This is a genomic window from Pseudomonas sp. GXM4 (assembly GCF_008923895.1).
In the GTDB taxonomy this organism is placed as follows: Bacteria; Pseudomonadota; Gammaproteobacteria; order Pseudomonadales; family Pseudomonadaceae; genus Aquipseudomonas; species Aquipseudomonas atacamensis.
This window is the reverse complement of record NZ_WBRZ01000088.1, coordinates 1-19,496: the sequence shown is the minus strand read 5'-3', so window position 1 is coordinate 19,496 and position 19,496 is coordinate 1. Positions and strand designations below refer to the sequence as shown.

The window sequence follows — 19,496 nt, the reverse complement described above, 5'->3', positions numbered from 1 at the left end:
CGCTGAATGACTGAAGACAACACGGTCGGCGCCCTCTCCCACAGGGAGAGGGCTGACCGAGTGGCCTGCGATAGCTGCATCGACCTGAACCACCGAGCTGGACGCAGGTTTTGACATCAACACAAATCGGCTCCCTCTCCTCGGGGAGAGGGCTGGGGTGAGGGGAACAGGCGACACCGCAATTGAGCCCTGAACAAAACAACAAAAACGAGAATGATGACCATGGACGTACGCATCAAGCCGATTTCGCTCGGTACCCTGTTGCTTGTGATTTCTGCAAACCAGGCTCAGGCCCAATACCTGGAATCCGGCCAGCCCGGCAATCCGGCCAGTTGGCGCAGCGCCGAGTTCCTGCGTGACTGGGGCCTGCAACGCATGCAGGCCGATCAAGCCTACGCAGCCGGCATCACCGGCAAAGGCGTGAAGGTCGGCGCGCTCGATTCCGGTTTCGATGCCGCCCACCCGGAATTCTCCGCCGACCGTTATCACCCGGTAACCGCCAGCGGCAGCTACGTCGATGGCTCAGCGTTCAACGTCGACGGCACGCTCAACCCCAACAACGATTCCCACGGCACCCACGTGGTCGGCACCATGGGCGCCGCCCGTGACGGCAGCGGCATGCACGGGGTGGCGTACAACGCGCAGATCTACGTCGGCAACACCAACAAGAACGACAGTTTCCTCTTCGGTCCAAGCCCTGATCCGCGTTATTTCAAAGCGGTCTACGACAGCCTCGCCGATGCCGGGGTGCGGGCGATCAATAACAGTTGGGGCAGCCAGCCGCCGGATGTCAGCTATCGCACCCTGGCGGATCTGCACGCCGCCTACGCGCAGCACTGGAACAAGGGCACCTGGCTCGACGCCGCTGCCGACGTTTCGCGGCGCGGTGTGATCAATGTCTTCAGCGCCGGCAACAGCGGTTACCCGAACGCCAGCGTGCGCTCGGCGCTGCCGTACTTTCAGCCGGATCTGGAAGGTCACTGGCTGGCGGTGTCCGGTCTCGATCAGAGCAATCAGCAGAAGTACAACCAGTGCGGGATCGCCAAATACTGGTGCATCACCACGCCGGGGGCGAAGATCGACAGCACCATTCCCGGCGGCGGTTATGCGATCAAGTCCGGCACCTCGATGGCGGCGCCGCACGCGACCGGCGCCCTGGCGCTGGTGATGGAACGCTATCCGTACATGAACAATCAGCAGGCGCTCGAGGTGCTGCTGACCACCGCCACCCAGCTCGATGGCTCAGTCACGGACGCACCGAACGAGCGCGTCGGTTGGGGCGTCGCCAATCTCAATCGGGCGATGCGCGGGCCGGGGCAATTGCTCGGTGCGTTCGATGCCAATCTGGGGGCAGGGCAGAGCGATGTCTGGAGCAACGACATCTCCGACAACGCGCTGCTCCAGCGTCAAAACGAGGACCTCGCCGAGCACAGCGCCTGGCAGCAAACCCTGCAGGACAAAGGCTGGCAGAACGGTGTCCCGGCCGGCGCCAGTCAACAGGACCAGACCGATTACGCCGTCGGCATGCTGCGTGATGCGGCAGCGGCAAACCGGGTGTATGAGGGCAGCCTGATCAAGTCCGGCGCCGGGCAATTGCTGCTCAGTGGCGCAAACACCTATCGCGGCCCGACCACCGTCAACGGCGGTCTGCTGACGGTCAACGGTTCGCTGACCTCAGCGGTCACCGTCAACAACAGCGGCACCCTCGGCGGCTCCGGACGCATCGGCGCGTTGACCGCCAACAGCGGTGGCCGGGTCGCACCGGGCAATTCCATCGGCACCTTGAACGTCGCTGGTGATGTGACATTCGCCCCGGGCTCGACGTACGCCGTTGAGCTATCGCCTACCAGCAGTGACCGCATCCTCGCCGGCGGCACGGCAACCGTCAGCGGCGCCAGTGTCAGCCTCGCGCTGGAAAACAGCCCGACCTTGCTCAGCAGCGCCGAAGCGCAAAGCCTGCTCGGCCGCCAGTACAACATCCTGCAAGCGGCCGGCGGCGTGCAGGGGCAGTTCGCTGCGGTGGTGCCGAACTACCTGTTCATCGGCGGCGCCCTCGACTACGCAGCAACCGGCATTCAGCTGAATATCCAACGCAACGCGACAAGCTTTGCCAGCGTCGGGCAAACGCCGAACCAGCGTTCGGTGGCGGCGGCAGTCGAAGGGCTGGGCGCTGGCAATTCGGTTTACGAAAGCGTTCTTCGTGCACCGACTCAGGCCTCGGCGCGACAAGCCTTCCAGCAACTGAGCGGCGAGATTTATCCAGCGCTGGGGACAATGCTGATCAACGACAGCCGCCAGTTGCGTGATGCGGTCGGCGAGCGGCTGCACGATGAATCGGCGACCCGCAGCAACGGCTGGATCAAAGCCCTCGGCGCTTGGGGCAGCACCGATTCCAGTCACGACACGGCCGGCTACAACACTTCGATCGGCGGTCTGCTGGCCGGTGTCGACGGCGCGCTGGACGAGCAGACCCGCATCGGTCTGGTCACCGGTTATAGCGACAGCTCCTTGAGCATGGGCTCGGGCACGCATTCCTCGGCGAAAGTCGACAGCTACCACCTCGGTGCTTACGCCGGGCACGACCTCGGCGCCTGGCGCTTGAGCAGCGGTGCGGCGTACAGCTGGCATCGCGGCGATGTGAAGCGCGATCTGCAATACGACGAGGTCAGCGCCAAGCAGAAAGCCAAGCTCGATGCGACCACCACTCAGGTTTTTGCCGAGGCGGCGTATCGCTTGCAGTTGCAAGCGTTGGCGCTGGAACCGTTCGCCAACCTGACCTACCTGCATCTCGACACCGAAGGCTTCACTGAGAAGGGCGATGCCGCGGCGCTGAAAAGCTCGGGCGATCGGCGCGATGCGGTGTTGAGCACCTTGGGCGTACGGGCGAGCAAAACCTTCCACCTTTCCAGTCAGCAAGCGCTGGACGTCAGCGCTCGGCTCGGCTGGCAGCACAGCCTCAGCGATATCGAATCGGAGCAGCATTTGCGTTTTGCCAGCGGCGGCACGCCGTATTCCGTGGAAAGCTCGGCGCTGGTGCGTGATGCCGCACTGGTCGGGGTGCAGGCCAGTCTGGCATTGAGCAAGGACGTGCGGGTCAACCTCGATTACAACGGCCAACTGGCCAGCCGCGAGAAGCTGCATGGCATAGGGCTGAGCCTGAACTGGCAGTTCTGATTCCATAGGTTTGAGCCACTGTGGCGAGGGGATTTATCCCCGCTCGACTGCGCAGCAGTCGCAAAACCTGTGTTGATCGTTCCCACGCGCAGCAAAGGAATGCAGCCCGGGACGCTCTGCGTCCCATTGGAACGCGGAGCGTCCCTAGAGGCATTCCCACGCGGAGCGTGGGAACGATCAAGGCAAGCGAATTTTTCGCAACATCACTAAGGAAGGTCGTGGATGGATAACAACAATACCCCCGCGCAATCGGGTGGCCGCTTTGCCCTGAAAACCCTGACAGTCGCCATGCTCTGTGCCAGTGCGATGGCACAGGCAGCGCCTTACGTTGAGAACGGCCGCAGCGGCGATCCGTCGAGCTGGCGCAGCAATGAATTCAAGGCCGACTGGGGCCTGGGCGCGATCGGCGCGGATTACGCCTACGCCGCCGGCTACACCGGCAAAGGCGTGAAACTGGGCATCTTCGATCAGCCGGTCTACGCCGCGCATCCGGAGTTCTCTGGCAGTAACAAAGTCGTCACCCTGGTCACCAGCGGTATCCGCGAATACACCGACCCGTATATCCCGGTGAAAGCCGGCGACGCGTTCCGCTATGACGGTTCGCCCTCGGTCGGCTCCGACGGCAAGCTCGGCGCCCATGGCACCCACGTCGGCGGTATCGCGGCGGGCAGTCGCGACGGCGGGGTGATGCACGGCGTCGCGTTCGGGGCGCAGATCATCAGCGCCGACAACGGCGACCCGGGGCCTGAAGACGGCATCGTGCGTGGCAACGACGGCGCGGTGTACAAGGCCGGTTGGGATGCGCTGATCGCCAGCGGTGCGCGGATCATCAATAACAGCTGGGGCATCGGCATCACCGATCGCTTCGACCTCGGCGGCCGCGATCCGGCGTATCCGCACTTCACCGTCAACGACGCGCAGTTGCAGTTCAACGAAATCCGCACCTTGCTCGGCACCAAGCCTGGCGGCGCCTACGACGGCGCGATTGCCGCCGCACGCAGCGGCATCGTCACCATTTTTGCCGCTGGCAACGACTACAACCTGAACAACCCGGATGCCATTGCCGGCCTCGGCTACTTCGTTCCGGACATCGCGCCGAACTGGATCACCGTCGCCGCATTGCAGCAGAACCCGGACACCGCCAGCACCAATCCGTACGTGATCAGCACGTTCTCCTCGCGTTGCGGCTACACCGCCAGTTACTGCGTCTCGGCGCCGGGCACCAAGATCTACAGCTCGATCATCGAAGGCACCAACGCCGACAACTTGACCACCGGCTACAAAAACTACAACGGCACCTCGATGGCCGCGCCACATGTGGCCGGTTCCATCGCGGTGTTGATGGAGCGCTTCCCGTATATGTCCGGCGATCAGGTCGCCAGCGTGTTGCGCACCACTGCGACCGACCTCGGCGCACCGGGCATCGACGCCTTGTACGGCTGGGGCATGATCAACCTGCGCAAGGCCATCGACGGCCCGGCGATGTTCGTCACCGAGCAGGACATTCCCGAGGAATTCCGCGTGCAGGGTGCTTACGGCTCTGGCCAGTTTGTCGCCGATCTGCCGGGCATCGGCGCGATCATCGATCAGGGCAAACCGACCGAGCGCGTGTGCAGCGACATCACGTGCGCCCTCGATACCTGGCGCAACGACATTGGCGGCCACGGCGGTCTGACCAAGCAAGGCATCGGCACCCTGGTGCTGACCGGCAACAACACTTACAGCGGCCCGACCCTGGTCAACCAGGGCCGTCTGGCCATCAACGGCTCGCTGCAATCGGCGGTCACCGTCAACAACGGCGGCATCCTCGGCGGCAATGGCCGCCTCGGCGCGCTGACGGTGAACAGCGGCGGTACGGTGGCACCGGGCAATTCCATCGGCACCCTGAATGTGGCAGGTGACGTGACTTTCGCGCCGGGTTCGACCTACGCCGTAGAGCTGTCGCCAACCAGCAGCGACCAGATCGTCGCGGGCGGCAAAGCCATCATCGACGGTGCCACGGTGAGCCTGTCGCTGGAAAACAGCCCGACCTTGCTCAGCACCGGCGAAGTGCAAAGCCTGCTCGGCACCCGCTACAACATCCTGCAAGCGGCGGGTGGCATTGAAGGGCGCTTCGGTCAGGTCTTGCCGAATTACGCCTTCCTCGGCGGCACTCTGGATTACTCGGCGGGCGGCATTCAGCTGGCGGTGGGACGCAATGAGGCATCGTTCGCCAGCGTCGGTCTGACGCCGAACCAGCGCGCCGTTGGTGCGGCTGCCGAACGTTTGGGGGCGGGCAATGCGTTGTTCGAAACCCTGTTGCTGTCGCCCAACGCGGCGTCGGCGCAGCAGGCCTTTCAACAGTTGTCCGGCGAGATTCACCCGGCCATCGGCACGCTGCTGATCAACGACAGCCGCTACCTGCGCGAAGCCGTCGGCGAGCGCCTGCGTGAGCGTGATCTGTTCAACGCCGATGCGCCGACTGATGATCGCAGCAACGTCTGGGTCAAGGTCCTCGGCTCGTGGGGCGAGAGTGACGGCGGACACGACAATGCCGATTCCAACAGCTCCATCGGCGGGCTGCTGGCCGGTGTCGACGGGCTGATCGCTGAAGATACCCGTCTCGGTTTCGTCACCGGTTACAGTGACAGCTCGTTGAGCATGGGCAGCGGCACGCATTCGTCGGCCTCGGTCGACAGCTACCACTTGGGTGCGTATCTGGGCCATGAAATCGACGCGTTGCGCCTGACGGTCGGCGGCGCCTACAGCTGGCATCGCATCGACGTCAAACGTGATCTGCAGTTCGGCGACGTCAGCGGCAAACAGAAAACCAAACGTGACGCGACCACCGCGCAACTGTTCACCGAGGCCGCTTACGATCTGGGCCTGCAACCGATGAACCTGGAGCCGTTCGCCAATCTGTCCTACGTGCACCTCAACACCGACAGCTTCACCGAAAAGGGTGACGCTGCCGCGCTCAAGGGTGGTGAAGACAACCGCGACGTGGTGCTGTCGACCCTCGGCGTGCGCGCCAAGCGCAGCTTCGCCTTGTCGGATCAGCGTCAGCTGGAACTGGGCGCCAGCCTCGGCTGGCAGCACAACCTGAGCAGCGTCGATGCCGACAGCCATCTGGCCTTCGCCAACGGCAACAGCGCCTTCACCGTGCAGAGCGTGTCGATGGATCGTGACGCTGCCGTGGTCGGCGTGCGCGCCGGGCTGGCACTCAATCGCGACGTGCGGGTCAACCTCGACTACAACGGTCTGATCGGCTCGAACGAGAAAGATCACGGAGTCGGTCTGACGCTCGACTGGCAGTTCTGAGGCGTAACCGGCAGCGCTTGATGGGCTGCCGGTCTTTCAAGAAAAGGGAGCGCTGCACATGGGATTGTTCGATTACAAAAATCCAAATGTGCAGAAGAGCCAAATGTGGGAGCGAGCTGCTCGCTCCCACAGGTACGGCGTACACATGATCGTTCCCACGCTCTGCGTGGGAATGCAGCCGGGGACGCTCTGCGTCCCACAAGATCGCAGCCTTCGGCAGTTCCTGCAGAGGCTGTGCACGATGTAATGAATGCTCCGGAGCCTCGCGCTCTGGCTGTGAGCTATCTCTGATAATTCCAACAACAAGAGAGGCAATGGCAATGGGTGTATACGACTACAAGAACTTCGGCACAGCCGATTCCGCGGCGCTGTTCAGCGATGCCATGGCAATCACGCTGTATTCCTATCACAACCTCGATAACGGCTTCGCCGCCGGTTACCAGCACAACGGCTTCGGCCTCGGTCTGCCGGCGACGCTGGTCACTGCGCTGATCGGCGGCACCGGTTCGCAAGGGGTGATCCCCGGTATCCCGTGGAATCCCGATTCGGAAAAGCTCGCCCTCGAGGCCGTACAGAAGGCCGGCTGGACACCGATCAGCGCCGCGCAATTGGGCTACGACGGCAAGACCGATGCACGCGGGACGTTCTTCGGCGAGAAGGCCGGCTACACCAGCGCGCAAGTGGAAATCCTCGGCAAGTACGACGCTCAGGGTCACCTCACTGAACTGGGGATCGCCTTTCGCGGCACCAGCGGCCCGCGCGAAATCCTCATCGGTGATTCGATTGGCGACGTGATCAACGATCTGCTCGCCGCGTTCGGCCCGGCCGATTACGCAAAAAACTACGTCGGCGAAGCTTTCGGCAATCTGCTCAACGATGTCGTCGCATTTGCCCGGGCCAACGGCCTCAGCGGCAAGGACGTGCTGGTCAGCGGTCATAGCCTGGGCGGCCTGGCGGTGAACAGCATGGCTGACTTGAGCGCTGGCAAGTGGGGCGGTTTCTTCGCCGACGCCAACTACATCGCCTACGCCTCGCCGACTCAGAGCAGCACCGACAAGGTGCTGAATATCGGCTACGAAAACGACCCGGTGTTTCGTGCCCTTGACGGTTCGACCTTCAGCAGCGCTTCGGTGGGCGTGCACGACGCGCCGCATGCCTCGACCACCGACAACATCGTCAGCTTCAACGACCACTACGCCTCGAACGCCTGGAACGTGCTGCCGTATTCGATCCTGAACATTCCGACGTGGATTTCGCACCTGCCCAGCGGTTACGGCGACGGCATGACCCGCGTGCTGGAATCGAAGTTCTACGACCTGACCAGCCGCGACTCGACGATCATCGTCGCCAACCTGTCCGACCCGGCGCGGGCCAGCACGTGGGTGCAGGACCTCAACCGCAACGCCGAAACCCACAAGGGCAGCACCTTCATCATCGGCAGTGACGGCAACGACCTGATCCAGGGCGGCAGCGGCAATGATTATCTGGAAGGCCGCGTCGGCAATGACAGCTTCCGCGACAACGGCGGCTACAACGTCATTCTGGGCGGGCAGGGCAACAACACGCTCGACTTGCAGCAAACAGTGAAGAACTTTGATTTCGCCAACGACGGTGCCGGCAACCTGTACATCCGCGATGCCAACGGCGGGATCAGCATCACCCGTGACATTGGCAGCATCGTCAGCAAAGAGCCGGGGTTTCTCTGGGGCGTGTTCAAGGACGACGTGTTGCACAACGTCACGGACATGGGGTTGAAAGTCGGCAGTAACCTCACTGCTTATGAATCGAGCGTCAGAGGAACGGCCGGCGCTGACACACTGAAGGCGCATGCCGGCGGTGACTGGCTGTTTGGCCAGGAGGGCAACGATCATTTGCTCGGCAGCGCGGGCAATGATGTGTTTGTCGGTGGCGCTGGCAATGACCTGATGGAATCGGGCGGCGGGGCGGATACGTTTCTGTTCAATGGCGCGTTTGGCCAGGATCGTGTGGTTGGCTATACGGCCGATGACAAACTGGTGTTTCTTGGCGTGCAGGGGGTGTTGCCGGGGGATGATTTGCGCGCCCATGCCTCGGCGGTCGGGCAGGATACGGTGCTGACGTTTGGTGGGGATTCGGTGACCTTGGTAGGGGTGGCGCTTGGCAGCCTCAACAGCGACGGGATCGTGATTGCCTGATGGTTACGCGGCGCCAGTAATGGCGCCATCGCTGGCAAGCCAGCTCCCACAGAGTCTGAGTCGTACATCCACTCTGTGAACGACATAAGACCTGTGGGAGCGGGCTTGCCCGCGATTGAAGGATAACGCGGTAATTATCGGATCAGTCTTCCTTGCGCACGGTCGCGACTTCATCCGCGCGGACCTTGACCTTGGCGCCGGAAATATCCTCGAACTCATAGAAACCATCTTCGGTCTCGGTCTTCGGCATGTCCTCGGTCAGGTACTGGGTGCCATTCTGCAACGTCACCACGGTCTGGGTCGAACAGCCGCCCAGCGCCAACAGGGCGGCGACCGCTACAGGAATGCCCAGCATCTTGATTTTCATACCCACCTCTGACTCCTTGCTTGAATGTGATTGCGGGCATTGTCGGCCCTGTAACGCGGTTGGTGCCAGCAGCGGCGGAAAAGTTCGATAGCGGCGCGAAAAAATGCCATTGATCTTTTTCCGTTTGCGCCGGGCGGGGCTGAGCTGTTATCTGTACGCATAACCAGTGTTCGCTTGCCGTGGCTTTGAATTCCCGTGACCTCCAACCCTCTCGACGATCCGTTCTATTACCTCAACAACTTCCGGCAAGTGCTTGATTGGCTTGGGCTTCGCTATGCCGATGTGATGAGCGCAAGCGAACACGGCTTCATCCGCGACTTCAATACGCTGCCGCAAGCCTCGCAGGGATTGCTGGTACGCATGATCATGCGCAAGGGCATTCACTTTCGCGCGAGCAAACTCAATTATCTGGAAATCGGCGACATTGCCGAGGCGGCGCAGCCGTTGCTCGAACACGGCTGGCTCGATGAACACGCGGATTTGACACTGGCAGAACTGTTCGATGTCTTGCTCAAGGCCGAGCTCTTGCAAGCGTTCGGCGCTTTTATCGAACAGCCGAAAGGGCGCAAGGACGAGTGGCTGCCGGTGCTGGCCGAACAGTTCAGCGAGGCGCAGACCCTGCGCGGCTGGGCGCCGCAACTGGCTGAGCGGCTGTTCAGCCTGACCCTGATGGACCTGTGCGATCGCCTGCGCCTGATGTTCTTCGGCAATCTGTATCAGGACTGGTCGGAGTTCGTCCTGGCCGACCTGGGTATCTTCACCTATGAAAAAGTCGAGTTCTGCGCCGATTCCCGAGGCCTGCGCAGCCGCGAAGACGTCGACGCCTGCCTGTTCCTGCATCAATGCCAGTTGCGTTTCGAGGCCGGCGAAGCGCTGGAAGAGATCGTCGAACAGATCAACGCCGTGCAATTCGACAACCCGTGGCTGCGCCGCCGACAAGCCAAGGCGTTGTTCCAGATCGGCCAGTACGCCGAGCGCATCGGCGACTTTGCCCTGGCCCTGAGTATTTACCGCGACTGCGCTTATCCGGGCGCACGGCTGCGGATGATCCGTGTGCTTGAGCGTTGCGGCGAATACGCGCTGGCGCTGGAGCTCGGCACGCTGGCCGAACAGGCCCCGCAAAGCGCGGCTGAGCAACAAGGTTTGCAGCGCATCGTCCCGCGCCTGCGGCGCAAACTCGGTGGCCCGCCGCTCAAGCGTGCCAAGGCCAGAGAGGTCGAGCGCCTCGATTTGCACTTGCCGCGCATCGATCCGGCGCGGTCGGTGGAATTTCACGTACAAGCGCACTTGCACGCCGATGACGGCCCGGTGCATTACGTCGAGAACAGCCTGATCAATTCACTGTTCGGCCTGTTGTGCTGGCCGGCGATCTTCGCGCCGTTGCCGGGTGCGTTCTTTCACCCGTTCCAGCGCGGCCCGGTGGATCTGCTCAGCGAAGACTTCCTCGAGCGCCGCGCCGAGCTGTTCCAGGCCTGCCTGGGCGAACTCGACGACGGCCGCTACGCCGAGACCATCCGCCAGCGCTTCGTCGACAAGTGGGGCATACAGTCGCCTTTCGTGTTCTGGGGCGCGCTCAATGAAGACTTGCTGGAGCAGGCGCTGGCCTGTCTGCCCGCCGAACACCTGAAACACTGGTTCAATCGCCTGCTGCTCGACATCAAGGCCAACCGCGCCGGCATGCCGGACCTGATCCAGTTCTGGCCGCAGCACAAGACCTACCGCATGATCGAAGTCAAAGGCCCCGGCGACCGCTTGCAGGACAATCAGCTGCGCTGGCTGGAGTTCTGCCACGAGCACCAGATGCCGGTGGCCGTGTGTTATGTGCAATGGGCGGAGCAGAGCGCTTGAGTTATAGCGTTGCCGTGCGTGCACTGTGCGAGTTCACCGCCAAGACCGGCGACCTCGACCTGCGCTTCACCCCGTCACCGACCGCGCTGGAAGGCATCGTCGGCCATCGCACCGTGGCCTCGCGGCGCAGCGAGCAGTACCAGAGCGAAGTGGCGCTGCAAGGTGAGTTCGGCGAGTTGAAGGTCAAGGGCAGGGCGGATGGCTACGATCCGGCGCAAAACTGCCTGGAAGAAGTCAAAACCTATCGCGGCGACCTGAGCAAGCAACCGGCCAATCACCGCCAGTTGCACTGGGCGCAGGCGAAAATCTACGGCTGGTTGATGTGCCAGAAACTGCAACTGCAGCAGATCAATCTGGCGCTGGTGTATTTCGACGTCGTCAGCGAAAAGGAAACCTGCCTGGTTGAATCCCACAGCGCCGAGTCGCTTCAGGGGTTTTTCGCGCAGCAGTGCGCTTTGTTCCTGCAATGGGCCGAGCAGGAAATGGCCCATCGCGAAGCGCGCAATCTGGCCGCGCAGCAACTGGCGTTCCCGCACGCGGATTTTCGTCCCGGCCAACGGCATCTGGCCGAATCAGTGTTCAAAGCCGTCAGCACCGGCCGCTGCCTCATGGCCCAGGCGCCGACCGGCATCGGCAAAACCCTTGGCACGCTGTTCCCGATGCTCAAGGCCCTGGCGCCGCAGCAACTGGACAAAGTGTTCTTTCTCACCGCCAAGACTCCCGGACGCAAGCTGGCGCTGGATGCCAGCCACGTGTTGTTCAGGCAAACGCCGGACTTGCCGCTACGGGTGATGGAAATGGTTGCTCGCGATAAGGCCTGCGAGCACCCGGACAAGGCCTGTCATGGCGAATCCTGCCCGCTGGCCCATGGTTTTTATGATCGCTTGCCGGCCGCCCGCGAATCTGCCAGCCATATCAATCTGCTCGATCAGGCGGCGATGCGTGAAGTCGCCGCGCAGCACAGCGTGTGCCCGTACTACCTCAGTCAGGAAATGGCTCGCTGGGCGGATGTGGTGGTTGCCGACTACAACTATTACTTCGACTTCAGCGCGCTGCTGTTCGGTCTGGCCCAGCTCAATCAGTGGAAAGTCGCGGTGCTCGCCGACGAGGCGCACAACCTGGTCGAGCGCGGCCGGCAGATGTACAGCGCCAGTCTCGACCAGTTCACTCTCGGCAATGTGCGCAAAACCGCGCCCGCAGCGCTGAAGAATTCCCTGCAGCGGGTCAACCGTGAATGGAACGCGCTGCATGCGCCGCAACTGGCGGCGTATCAGGCGTACGACAAGGCGCCGGACAAACTTCTGCAAGCCATCTCGCTGTGTTGCGCGGCCATTGGCGATTACCTCAACGAACATCCGCAAGGCCTCGACAGCAGCCTGCAGAATTTCTATTTCGATCTGCTGCAATTCGCCCGGGTCGCCGAGCTGTACGACGAGCATTACCTGTTCGATATCAGCAAACGCGATCTCGACCGCAAGCGTCCGCTGTCGCAACTGTGTCTGCGCAACGTGGTGCCGGCGGCGTTCATCGGTCCGCGCCTGACAGCGGCGCGCAGCAGTGTGCTGTTCTCGGCCACGCTGAGCCCGCGCAACTACTACGCCGACCTGCTCGGCACGCCCGCCGACACGGTGTGCATCGACGTCGAATCGCCGTTCAGCGCCGAGCAGTTGCAGGTGCACATCGTCAGCCAGATCTCCACGCGTTTTAACCATCGCCAGGCCTCGCTGGAGCCGATCGTCGAACTGATCGCCCGCCAGTTCAGCGAGCGCCCGGGCAACTATCTGGCGTTCTTCAGCAGTTTCGATTACCTGCAACAGGTCGCGACCTTATTGGCCGAGCGCCATCCGCGCATCACTCAGTGGCTGCAATCGCGGGGCATGGCCGAGGGCGCGCGGCAGGCGTTTCTCGACCAGTTCAGCGCCGACAGCCAGGGTGTGGGGTTTGCGGTGTTGGGCGGCGCGTTTGGCGAGGGCATCGATTTGCCCGGCGCGCGGCTGATCGGCGCGTTCATCGCCACGCTGGGGCTGGCGCAGCTCAACCCGGTCAACGAGCAGATGAAGCGGCGCATGGCCGCCATTTTTGGCGCCGGCTACGACTACACCTATCTGTACCCGGGCATGCAAAAAGTCGTACAAGCCGCCGGGCGGGTGATCCGCACCCGCGAGGATCGCGGCACGGTCATGCTCATTGATGACCGCTTTGCCGAAAGCCGCATCCAGCAACTGCTGCCGCGCTGGTGGGCGATCAAAAGCGAACCGGCGCTGTTCAAATCGACGGATTCACGCATACTTCAGCCCATGACAGTGGCTGGTGAGTGTGATGAGTGAGAACAACAGAACCGCAGCGATCGAAGACAGCCGTTTCCGGCTGCTGATCGACGCGGTTGTCGACTATGCGATCTACATGATCGACCCCGACGGTACCATCACCAGTTGGAACTCCGGCGCCAAACGTTTCAAAGGTTATGAAGAAGCCGAGATCATCGGCGAGCACTTCTCGCGCTTCTATACCCCTGAAGACCGCGCCAACGGCATGCCGCAACGGGCGCTGGACACAGCGATCCGTGAAGGTCGCTTCGAAGGCGAGGGCTGGCGCGTGCGCAAGGACGGCACGCACTTCTGGTCGCACGTGGTGATCGATCCGATCATCGACCCCAACGGCGAATTGCTCGGTTTCGCCAAGATCACCCGTGACCTCACCGACCGCAAAATGGCCGAGGAAACCCTCAAGCAAAGCGAACAGCAGTTCCGCCTGCTGGTGCAGGGCGTCACCGATTACGCGATCTACATGCTCAGCCCCGAAGGCTGCGTCAGCAACTGGAACCAGGGCGCGCAGCGCATCAAGGGCTATTTGCCGGAAGAAATCATCGGCCAGCATTTTTCGATTTTCTACACCCCCGAAGACCGCGAACTCGGCGAGCCGCAGCGTTCGCTGGAGATTGCCACCCGCGAAGGCCGCTTCGAGAACCGCAGCTGGCGGATGCGCAAGGACGGCACGCGCTTTCTTGCCCACGTGGTGGTTGATGCGATTCGCGGCGACACCGGCGCGTTGCTCGGCTTCGCCAAGATCACCCGCGATGTCACCGAGGCCCACGAAGCGCAGCAGGCCCTGGAAAAGACCCGCGAGGCGTTGTTCCAGGCGCAGAAGATGCAGGCGATCGGCCAACTTAGCGGCGGTATCGCCCATGACTTCAACAACCTGCTGACGGTGATTCTCGGCAACCTCGAGATCGTGCAGAAACGCATCGGCGACGCGCCGAAAATCGCTCGACTGCTGGATAACGCCACCCAAGGAGCCTTGCGTGGTGTTTCGCTGACCCAGCGCATGCTGGCCTTCGCCCGGCGTCAGGAACTGAAGACCGAATCGGTGGATATCCCGCAATTGGTGCAAGGCATCACCGGGCTGCTGCGCAGTTCGCTCGGACCGGGCATTCGTATCGAAACACGCTTTCCCGACGACCTGCAGCCAGTGCTGGCCGATAGCAATCAGCTGGAACTGGCGATCCTCAATCTCGCCACCAATGCCCGCGATGCCATGCCCGACGGCGGCACGGTGATCATTCAGGCGCAAGCCGAGGTGGTGCTGGAACAAACTCATTCGACCCTCGCGGCGGGGCGTTACGTGTGCCTGAGCCTGATCGACAGCGGCGAAGGCATGGACGAAGCCACGCTGGCCTGCGCCCGTGATCCGTTCTTCACCACCAAAGGCCTGGGCAAAGGCACCGGGCTGGGCTTGTCGATGGTGCACGGCTTCATCGAGCAGTTGGGCGGGCGCTTTATTCTGAAAAGCGAGAAGGGCCAGGGTACGGCGGCCGAGCTGTGGATTCCGGTGGCGCTTGAGCGTACGGCCAGTCGCCCGGCGTACAGCAACGCCGCGCCCATTGCGGTGCCGAGGCTCAGTGTGCTGGTGGTCGATGACGATTCGCTGGTGCTGACCAGCACCAGTCTGCTGCTCGAAGACCTCGGCCACCGCGTCATCGGCGCGACCTCCGGCGCCCACGCGCTGGCGCTGTTCGATCAGGGCGAAGTGATCGATCTGGTGATCACCGACATGGCCATGCCAAAAATGAGCGGCGCGCAACTGGCCCATGCCTTGCGCATGCTCAAGCCGGATCTGCCGATCATTCTCGCCACTGGATATGCCGAACGCCTCGAGGGTTTTGCCGCTCAACTGCCGCGTCTGCCGAAACCGTTTACCCAAGCGAGTCTGGTGCAGATCATCGCCCAATCCATGAAATGACGCGCTGGTCGATCCGGCTGAACTAGTGCTGACGCGTGCCTTTCCAAAAGTCTTGTTCACTTTTGGAGGGCACGTCTCTTGTCTCGCATATTGACCCAGCCAAGCGCTGTTGAAGAAGCCTTGGCCGAGCACGACGCCAAGATGTTTGGCTCACCCAAGGAGCGCCTGGATTTCTATCGCCGGGAAATCCAGTACGAAACCAGCATCCTCGCCAACCGCACCGACGCCTACCTCGCGGCGCAATCGTTTCTGGTGATCGCTTTCGCCTCGTGCATGGCCAACCTCAATCCGGAGTGGGGCAAGATGTTCACCCTTGTCGTGCCGCCGTTTCTGGCCCTGCTCGGGGTACTCAGTTCGCTGAATGCATGGCCGGGGATTCGCGCGGCTTACGACATCATCGATCATTGGCACTTCAAACAAAGCCAGTTGCTGCACAGCGAGCCGGTAATGGGCGCGGCGTATGACGAGTCGCCGCTGTTCAGCGAAATGGAATCGAGCCACAAGGGCTATCGCAAGTCGCTGCTGTTCTCGGTGCGCACGCCTTGGATTTTTGCCACGTTCTGGGTGATGTTGGGGGTGTATGCGGTATTTATTCAGGTGACCAATCCTTGAGGTGGACTGGTCGGGGGCAGGGGACAGGTGCTGGATTTTGTGGTGTTTGTGAGATCTTACCCCCTCACCCCAGCCCTCTCCCCAAGGGGGCGAGGGGGAAAGGGAGGAGATCTTCATGCTTTTCAAAATCTACATTCGGCGCGGTATGCCAGGTCGGTGTAGCACGTGGGAAACCTCGGTCAGTCCCCGCTCCCTCGGGGAGCGGGCTAGGGTGAGGGGCTTTTGACTTTTATTACGCAGTTTCCAGCTCACGCCGCGCACTTACAACATTCTGCACTGCCGCCGGAATCGGCGGAAAATCTTCATTCAGCACACACAGATGATCAATCGCATCTTCAAATTTCGCATCGGCTTTCTTGCGCAGTGCCCGGTATTGCTCAAAGCGTTCGAAGTCGGTCGGGGTCTGTTCCAGCAGCGCGTTGGCCGCTCGGTTCAGTTCGTGGGCTTCTTCGAACAGTTGACGATTGCGTTCCAGAGCCAGTGCTCTGCAAGCCTTGATTTGCGCAGGAGTCGAGCATTCGTTCATGACTGTGACCTTGTTTGTGTCGGGGTTCCGTTTGATAGGCTGTTCACCGCAGGGGAACCGAACCTGCCGGGTCGCGCTGGATGGTTGGCGCGGTTAAAGGTGTGACCCTTGGGTCGCGCCCGGTGATCCATTTTTTTGTAGAAAAATCTTCGATGATTTTCGGCAAAGCGCAGCGGTTGAAGAATCAGCTTTTTCGTTGCTTCAGACTTTCATAGCGCGCCAGCATCGGCTGTGTGCTGATGCCATGCAGCAGGATACTCAGGGCCACCACCGACAACGTGATGTCGGTACAGACCTTGGCCACGTCGGAATCGAGGCCATGGTTCAGGGCGAAGAACAGATAGAACAGGCTGCCGATGCCACGAATGCCAAACCAGCCGATCAACAAACGCTGCGGTCCGCTGAGCAGATTGCCCCACGGCATCAGCGCCACGCTCAGTGGACGAATCAGACAGAACAGCACGGCGCCGATCCACAAGGCCCGCCAGTCCCAGTGCGCTATCAGCACGACGCCGAGCAGGGTCACCAGAAACACTTCCATCGCCCGCTCGACCAGACTGCCGAACGCCAGCATGTCGCCCATCATGATCCCCGCTGCAACCTGGCTGTCTTCCAGTTGCTCGGTATCGCCATGCACGGCGTTCTGCGGTTCGACGTTCTGATGACCGACCACCGGCTGCACCAGGTGCTCGGCAGGTGCCTGGGTGATGCCCGTGGATTTGACTTCCTCCTGACGCAGCCCCAGGCCAGCAGCGAAGACCGCGAGAAAGCCGTAGCCGCCAATGGCATCGGCGACCACGTAGGACAGCGCGATCAGCGCGAGAGTGAGGTAATCGTTGGGGCCGAGGGTGCTGTCCTCGTTGTGAATGCGCAGCAACAGGGCGATCCGGCCGATGCCGCGACCCATGGCGTAACCGATTAACAGACCTGCCGGCACTGCCCAGAGCAAATCGTTTAAAAACCACTGTTGCAAGTCGCTGAAACTGCCGTCGGTGTGCAACAGCAGTAAGCCGAGGAATACAAAGGGGAAAGCCACGCCATCGTTGAGCCCGGCTTCACCGGAGAGGCCGAAACGCACGCTGTCGATGTCCTGCGCATCATTGACCTGCACCAGCGCGGCGAGTACCGGGTCGGTCGGCGCGAGAATCGCGCCGATCAGCAGGGAAGGCCCCCACGGCAATTGCAGGCCCCAGTGCAACAGCAGACACACGCCGATAATCGTCAGAATCATCACCGGCCCGGCCAGACCAAAAGCGATGCGCCAGGTCTTGTTGCCCAGCGGCAGGCGCAATTTCAAACCGCAGACGAACAAGGAAAACAGCACCGCGACTTCCGTCAGATGCTCCATCCACAACGACGATTCTTCCAGCGGCAATTGCAGCAGTTCGAGGCCGCTGGGGCCGATGGCGATGCCCAGCAGCAGACACACCGCCGAGGTGGTGACCGGCATCCAGCGCAACCATGACGACGTCAGGGCCAGCGTCAGCAGCACGGCGCCGAGCACCGCGACCCATACGCCGAAACTCATGACGGCTCACAGCAGCGAATTTCCAAGGACAGGCGCACCGGCTCAGCTCATGGTCGTGCGCAGGTACTCGGGGATGAGCACGTTGAACCACAGCAGAATCATCGACACCAGCATGGTCACCAGCACCAGCAGGCCGACGCCCCACACGCAGGCCGAATACAGCAGGCCTTGCTCCTTGCGCTCATGCATGAAGGTCGGCAAGCCGACGAACAGCAGAAACGTCGAATAGATCGACGCCGCGCCGAGCACCAGAATCGCCAGCCAGCGGCTCGGGTACAGCCCGGCAATGCCGGCGAGGAAAAACGGCGTCACCGTGTAGGCGGCAAAACCGATGCATTGATTGAGTGTTGGCCGCGCATCGAACGACCGCGACATCCAGCGAATGAACCCGCCCATGACCGCGACACCCGCGACGATCGTCACGTACAGCAACACGCTCAGTTGCAAGGCGCTGGCCGTGCTCAGGCACACGTTTTCACCCACGGCTAGGCTCCAACCGACCTGGGTGGTGCCGATGAACAGGCACACGGCCGGAATCAGCGCGAGCAGCAGCAGATGCGCGAGATAGTGGCGGGGATGGGTTTCTTCTTCGCGGCGGATATCGGTCCAGGCGAAGTTGGGTTGGGTGAAGAGTCTGACGAGGGGGGCGGACATGACAACCTCCTGTTCCTGTTGGCCCGTAGGCGCTTACAGGTATGGAGAGATGCCATGCCGCTCGGGTTCAGTTTTTCTGCTGCACGGTTACAGCATCGGTTTTCCGCCGGTCACGCCGTAGCGCTGGCCGGTGATGTAGCTGGCTTCGTCGGAGGCCAGTAGCACGTAAATCGGTGCGACTTCCACCGGTTGGCCGGGACGGCCGAGCGGGGTGCTGCCGCCGAAGTTCTGTACTTCTTCGTCGGGCATGGTCGAGACGATCAGCGGTGTCCAGATCGGGCCAGGGGCGACGCTGTTGACGCGAATTTCCTTCGGCCCGAGCATCTGCGCCAGGCCACCGGTGAAGTTGGCGATTGCGCCTTTGGTGGTGGCGTAGGCCAGCAGGGTCGGCTTGGGCATGTCCGAGTTGACCGAGCTGGTGTTGATGATCGACGAACCGGGGCGCATGTGTTTGATCGCCGCCTGGCAGATCCTGAACATGGCAGTGATATTCACATCGAAGGTCATCACCCATTCGTCATCGGGGATTTCCTCGAAGTTTTCGTGGGTCATCTGGAACGCGGCGTTGTTGACCAGAATGTCGATGCGGCCAAAGCGCTCGACAGTTTTGTCGACCAGCGCTTGGCACTGCGCTTTCTCGGCGATATCGCCCGGCAGCAGGATGCACTGACGCCCGGCCTGCTCGACCCAGCGTGCGGTTTCCTTGGCGTCTTCGTGTTCATTCAGGTAAGCCACGGCGACGTCGGCGCCTTCACGGGCGAAGGCAATCGCCACCGCGCGACCAATGCCGCTGTCGGCGCCGGTGATCAGCGCGATCTTGCCGGCGAGGCGGCCGGAACCGACGTAACTCTGCTCGCCGCAGTCTGGATACGGCTCCATCTTGCGTTGCGAGCCGGGCACCGGTTGGGCTTGTTTCGGGAAGGGTGGTTTTGGATAGTCAGTCATCGCAGGGTCTCCTGATTTCAAGGCCAGTGTTCCGGGTTGACCCGGTGGCTTTGCCTTGAGTTCGATCGGATTTGCGTTGGATTGACAGACTGAATGGAACAACTGTGGGAGCTGGCTTGCCAGCGATTG

Annotated in this window: 12 protein-coding genes; 7 read left to right on the top strand and 5 right to left on the bottom strand. The window is 61.9% G+C overall.

Going from position 1 to position 19,496, the window contains the following annotated elements; translation table 11 throughout:
* The first annotated feature begins 222 nt into the window (after positions 1-222).
* The 3 genes from F8N49_RS13485 to F8N49_RS13475 all read left to right on the top strand — a co-directional run bounded on the left by F8N49_RS13485 (position 223) and on the right by F8N49_RS13475 (position 8,648).
* The gene (locus F8N49_RS13485; RefSeq protein ID WP_151551746.1) at positions 223-3,174 is read left to right on the top strand and encodes an autotransporter serine protease; all 2,952 of its coding nucleotides are present in this window, start codon (positions 223-225) and stop codon (positions 3,172-3,174) included.
* Positions 3,175-3,396: 222 nt separating this feature from the next.
* Positions 3,397-6,474, top strand: a complete 3,078-nt coding sequence (locus F8N49_RS13480) for an autotransporter serine protease (RefSeq protein ID WP_151551745.1) — start codon at positions 3,397-3,399, stop codon at positions 6,472-6,474.
* A gap of 320 nt (positions 6,475-6,794) precedes the next feature.
* Positions 6,795-8,648 (top strand): polyurethanase, encoded by a 1,854-nt coding sequence (locus tag F8N49_RS13475; protein ID WP_151551747.1) that lies wholly within the window; start codon positions 6,795-6,797, stop codon positions 8,646-8,648.
* A gap of 142 nt (positions 8,649-8,790) precedes the next feature.
* Here the strand turns inward: F8N49_RS13475 and F8N49_RS13470 are convergent, their stop codons facing one another.
* On the bottom strand, positions 8,791-9,015 hold the full coding sequence (locus F8N49_RS13470) for a YgdI/YgdR family lipoprotein (RefSeq protein WP_016774830.1): 225 nt from the start codon (positions 9,013-9,015) through the stop codon (positions 8,791-8,793).
* A 195-nt stretch (positions 9,016-9,210) separates the two neighbouring features.
* On the opposite strand from F8N49_RS13470, the gene F8N49_RS13465 reads away from it, so the two are divergent.
* The 4 genes from F8N49_RS13465 (at position 9,211) to F8N49_RS13450 (ending at position 15,714) form a co-directional block, all read left to right on the top strand.
* Complete coding sequence (locus F8N49_RS13465; RefSeq protein ID WP_151551743.1) at positions 9,211-10,863, top strand: VRR-NUC domain-containing protein; 1,653 nt, start codon at positions 9,211-9,213, stop codon at positions 10,861-10,863.
* A complete protein-coding gene (locus F8N49_RS13460) occupies positions 10,860-13,190 on the top strand; it encodes an ATP-dependent DNA helicase (RefSeq protein ID WP_151551741.1) in 2,331 nt (776 codons plus the stop codon). The genes F8N49_RS13465 and F8N49_RS13460 overlap by 4 nt, the downstream gene beginning before the upstream one ends.
* Positions 13,183-15,102 carry a PAS domain-containing sensor histidine kinase gene (locus F8N49_RS13455; RefSeq protein ID WP_151551739.1) on the top strand — a complete coding sequence of 640 codons (1,920 nt, stop codon included), beginning with the start codon at positions 13,183-13,185 and terminating at the stop codon, positions 15,100-15,102. The genes F8N49_RS13460 and F8N49_RS13455 overlap by 8 nt, the downstream gene beginning before the upstream one ends.
* Before the next feature lie 78 nt (positions 15,103-15,180).
* Positions 15,181-15,714, top strand: a complete 534-nt coding sequence (locus F8N49_RS13450) for a hypothetical protein (protein ID WP_016774826.1) — start codon at positions 15,181-15,183, stop codon at positions 15,712-15,714.
* A gap of 232 nt (positions 15,715-15,946) precedes the next feature.
* Here F8N49_RS13450 and F8N49_RS13445 read toward each other — a convergent pair whose 3' ends face one another.
* From F8N49_RS13445 to F8N49_RS13430, 4 genes are all read right to left on the bottom strand, one after another.
* Positions 15,947-16,240: a hypothetical protein gene (locus tag F8N49_RS13445; protein WP_071172530.1), complete on the bottom strand. Its 294-nt coding sequence runs from the start codon at positions 16,238-16,240 to the stop codon at positions 15,947-15,949.
* 184 nt (positions 16,241-16,424) lie between these two features.
* Positions 16,425-17,768 (bottom strand): sodium:proton antiporter, encoded by a 1,344-nt coding sequence (locus F8N49_RS13440; protein ID WP_151551737.1) that lies wholly within the window; start codon positions 17,766-17,768, stop codon positions 16,425-16,427.
* 42 nt (positions 17,769-17,810) lie between these two features.
* Positions 17,811-18,422 (bottom strand): Yip1 family protein, encoded by a 612-nt coding sequence (locus F8N49_RS13435; RefSeq protein ID WP_151551735.1) that lies wholly within the window; start codon positions 18,420-18,422, stop codon positions 17,811-17,813.
* A gap of 87 nt (positions 18,423-18,509) precedes the next feature.
* Entirely contained in the window at positions 18,510-19,367 is an 858-nt protein-coding gene (locus tag F8N49_RS13430; RefSeq protein WP_016774822.1) for a glucose 1-dehydrogenase, read from the bottom strand.
* Positions 19,368-19,496: the final 129 nt, after the last annotated feature.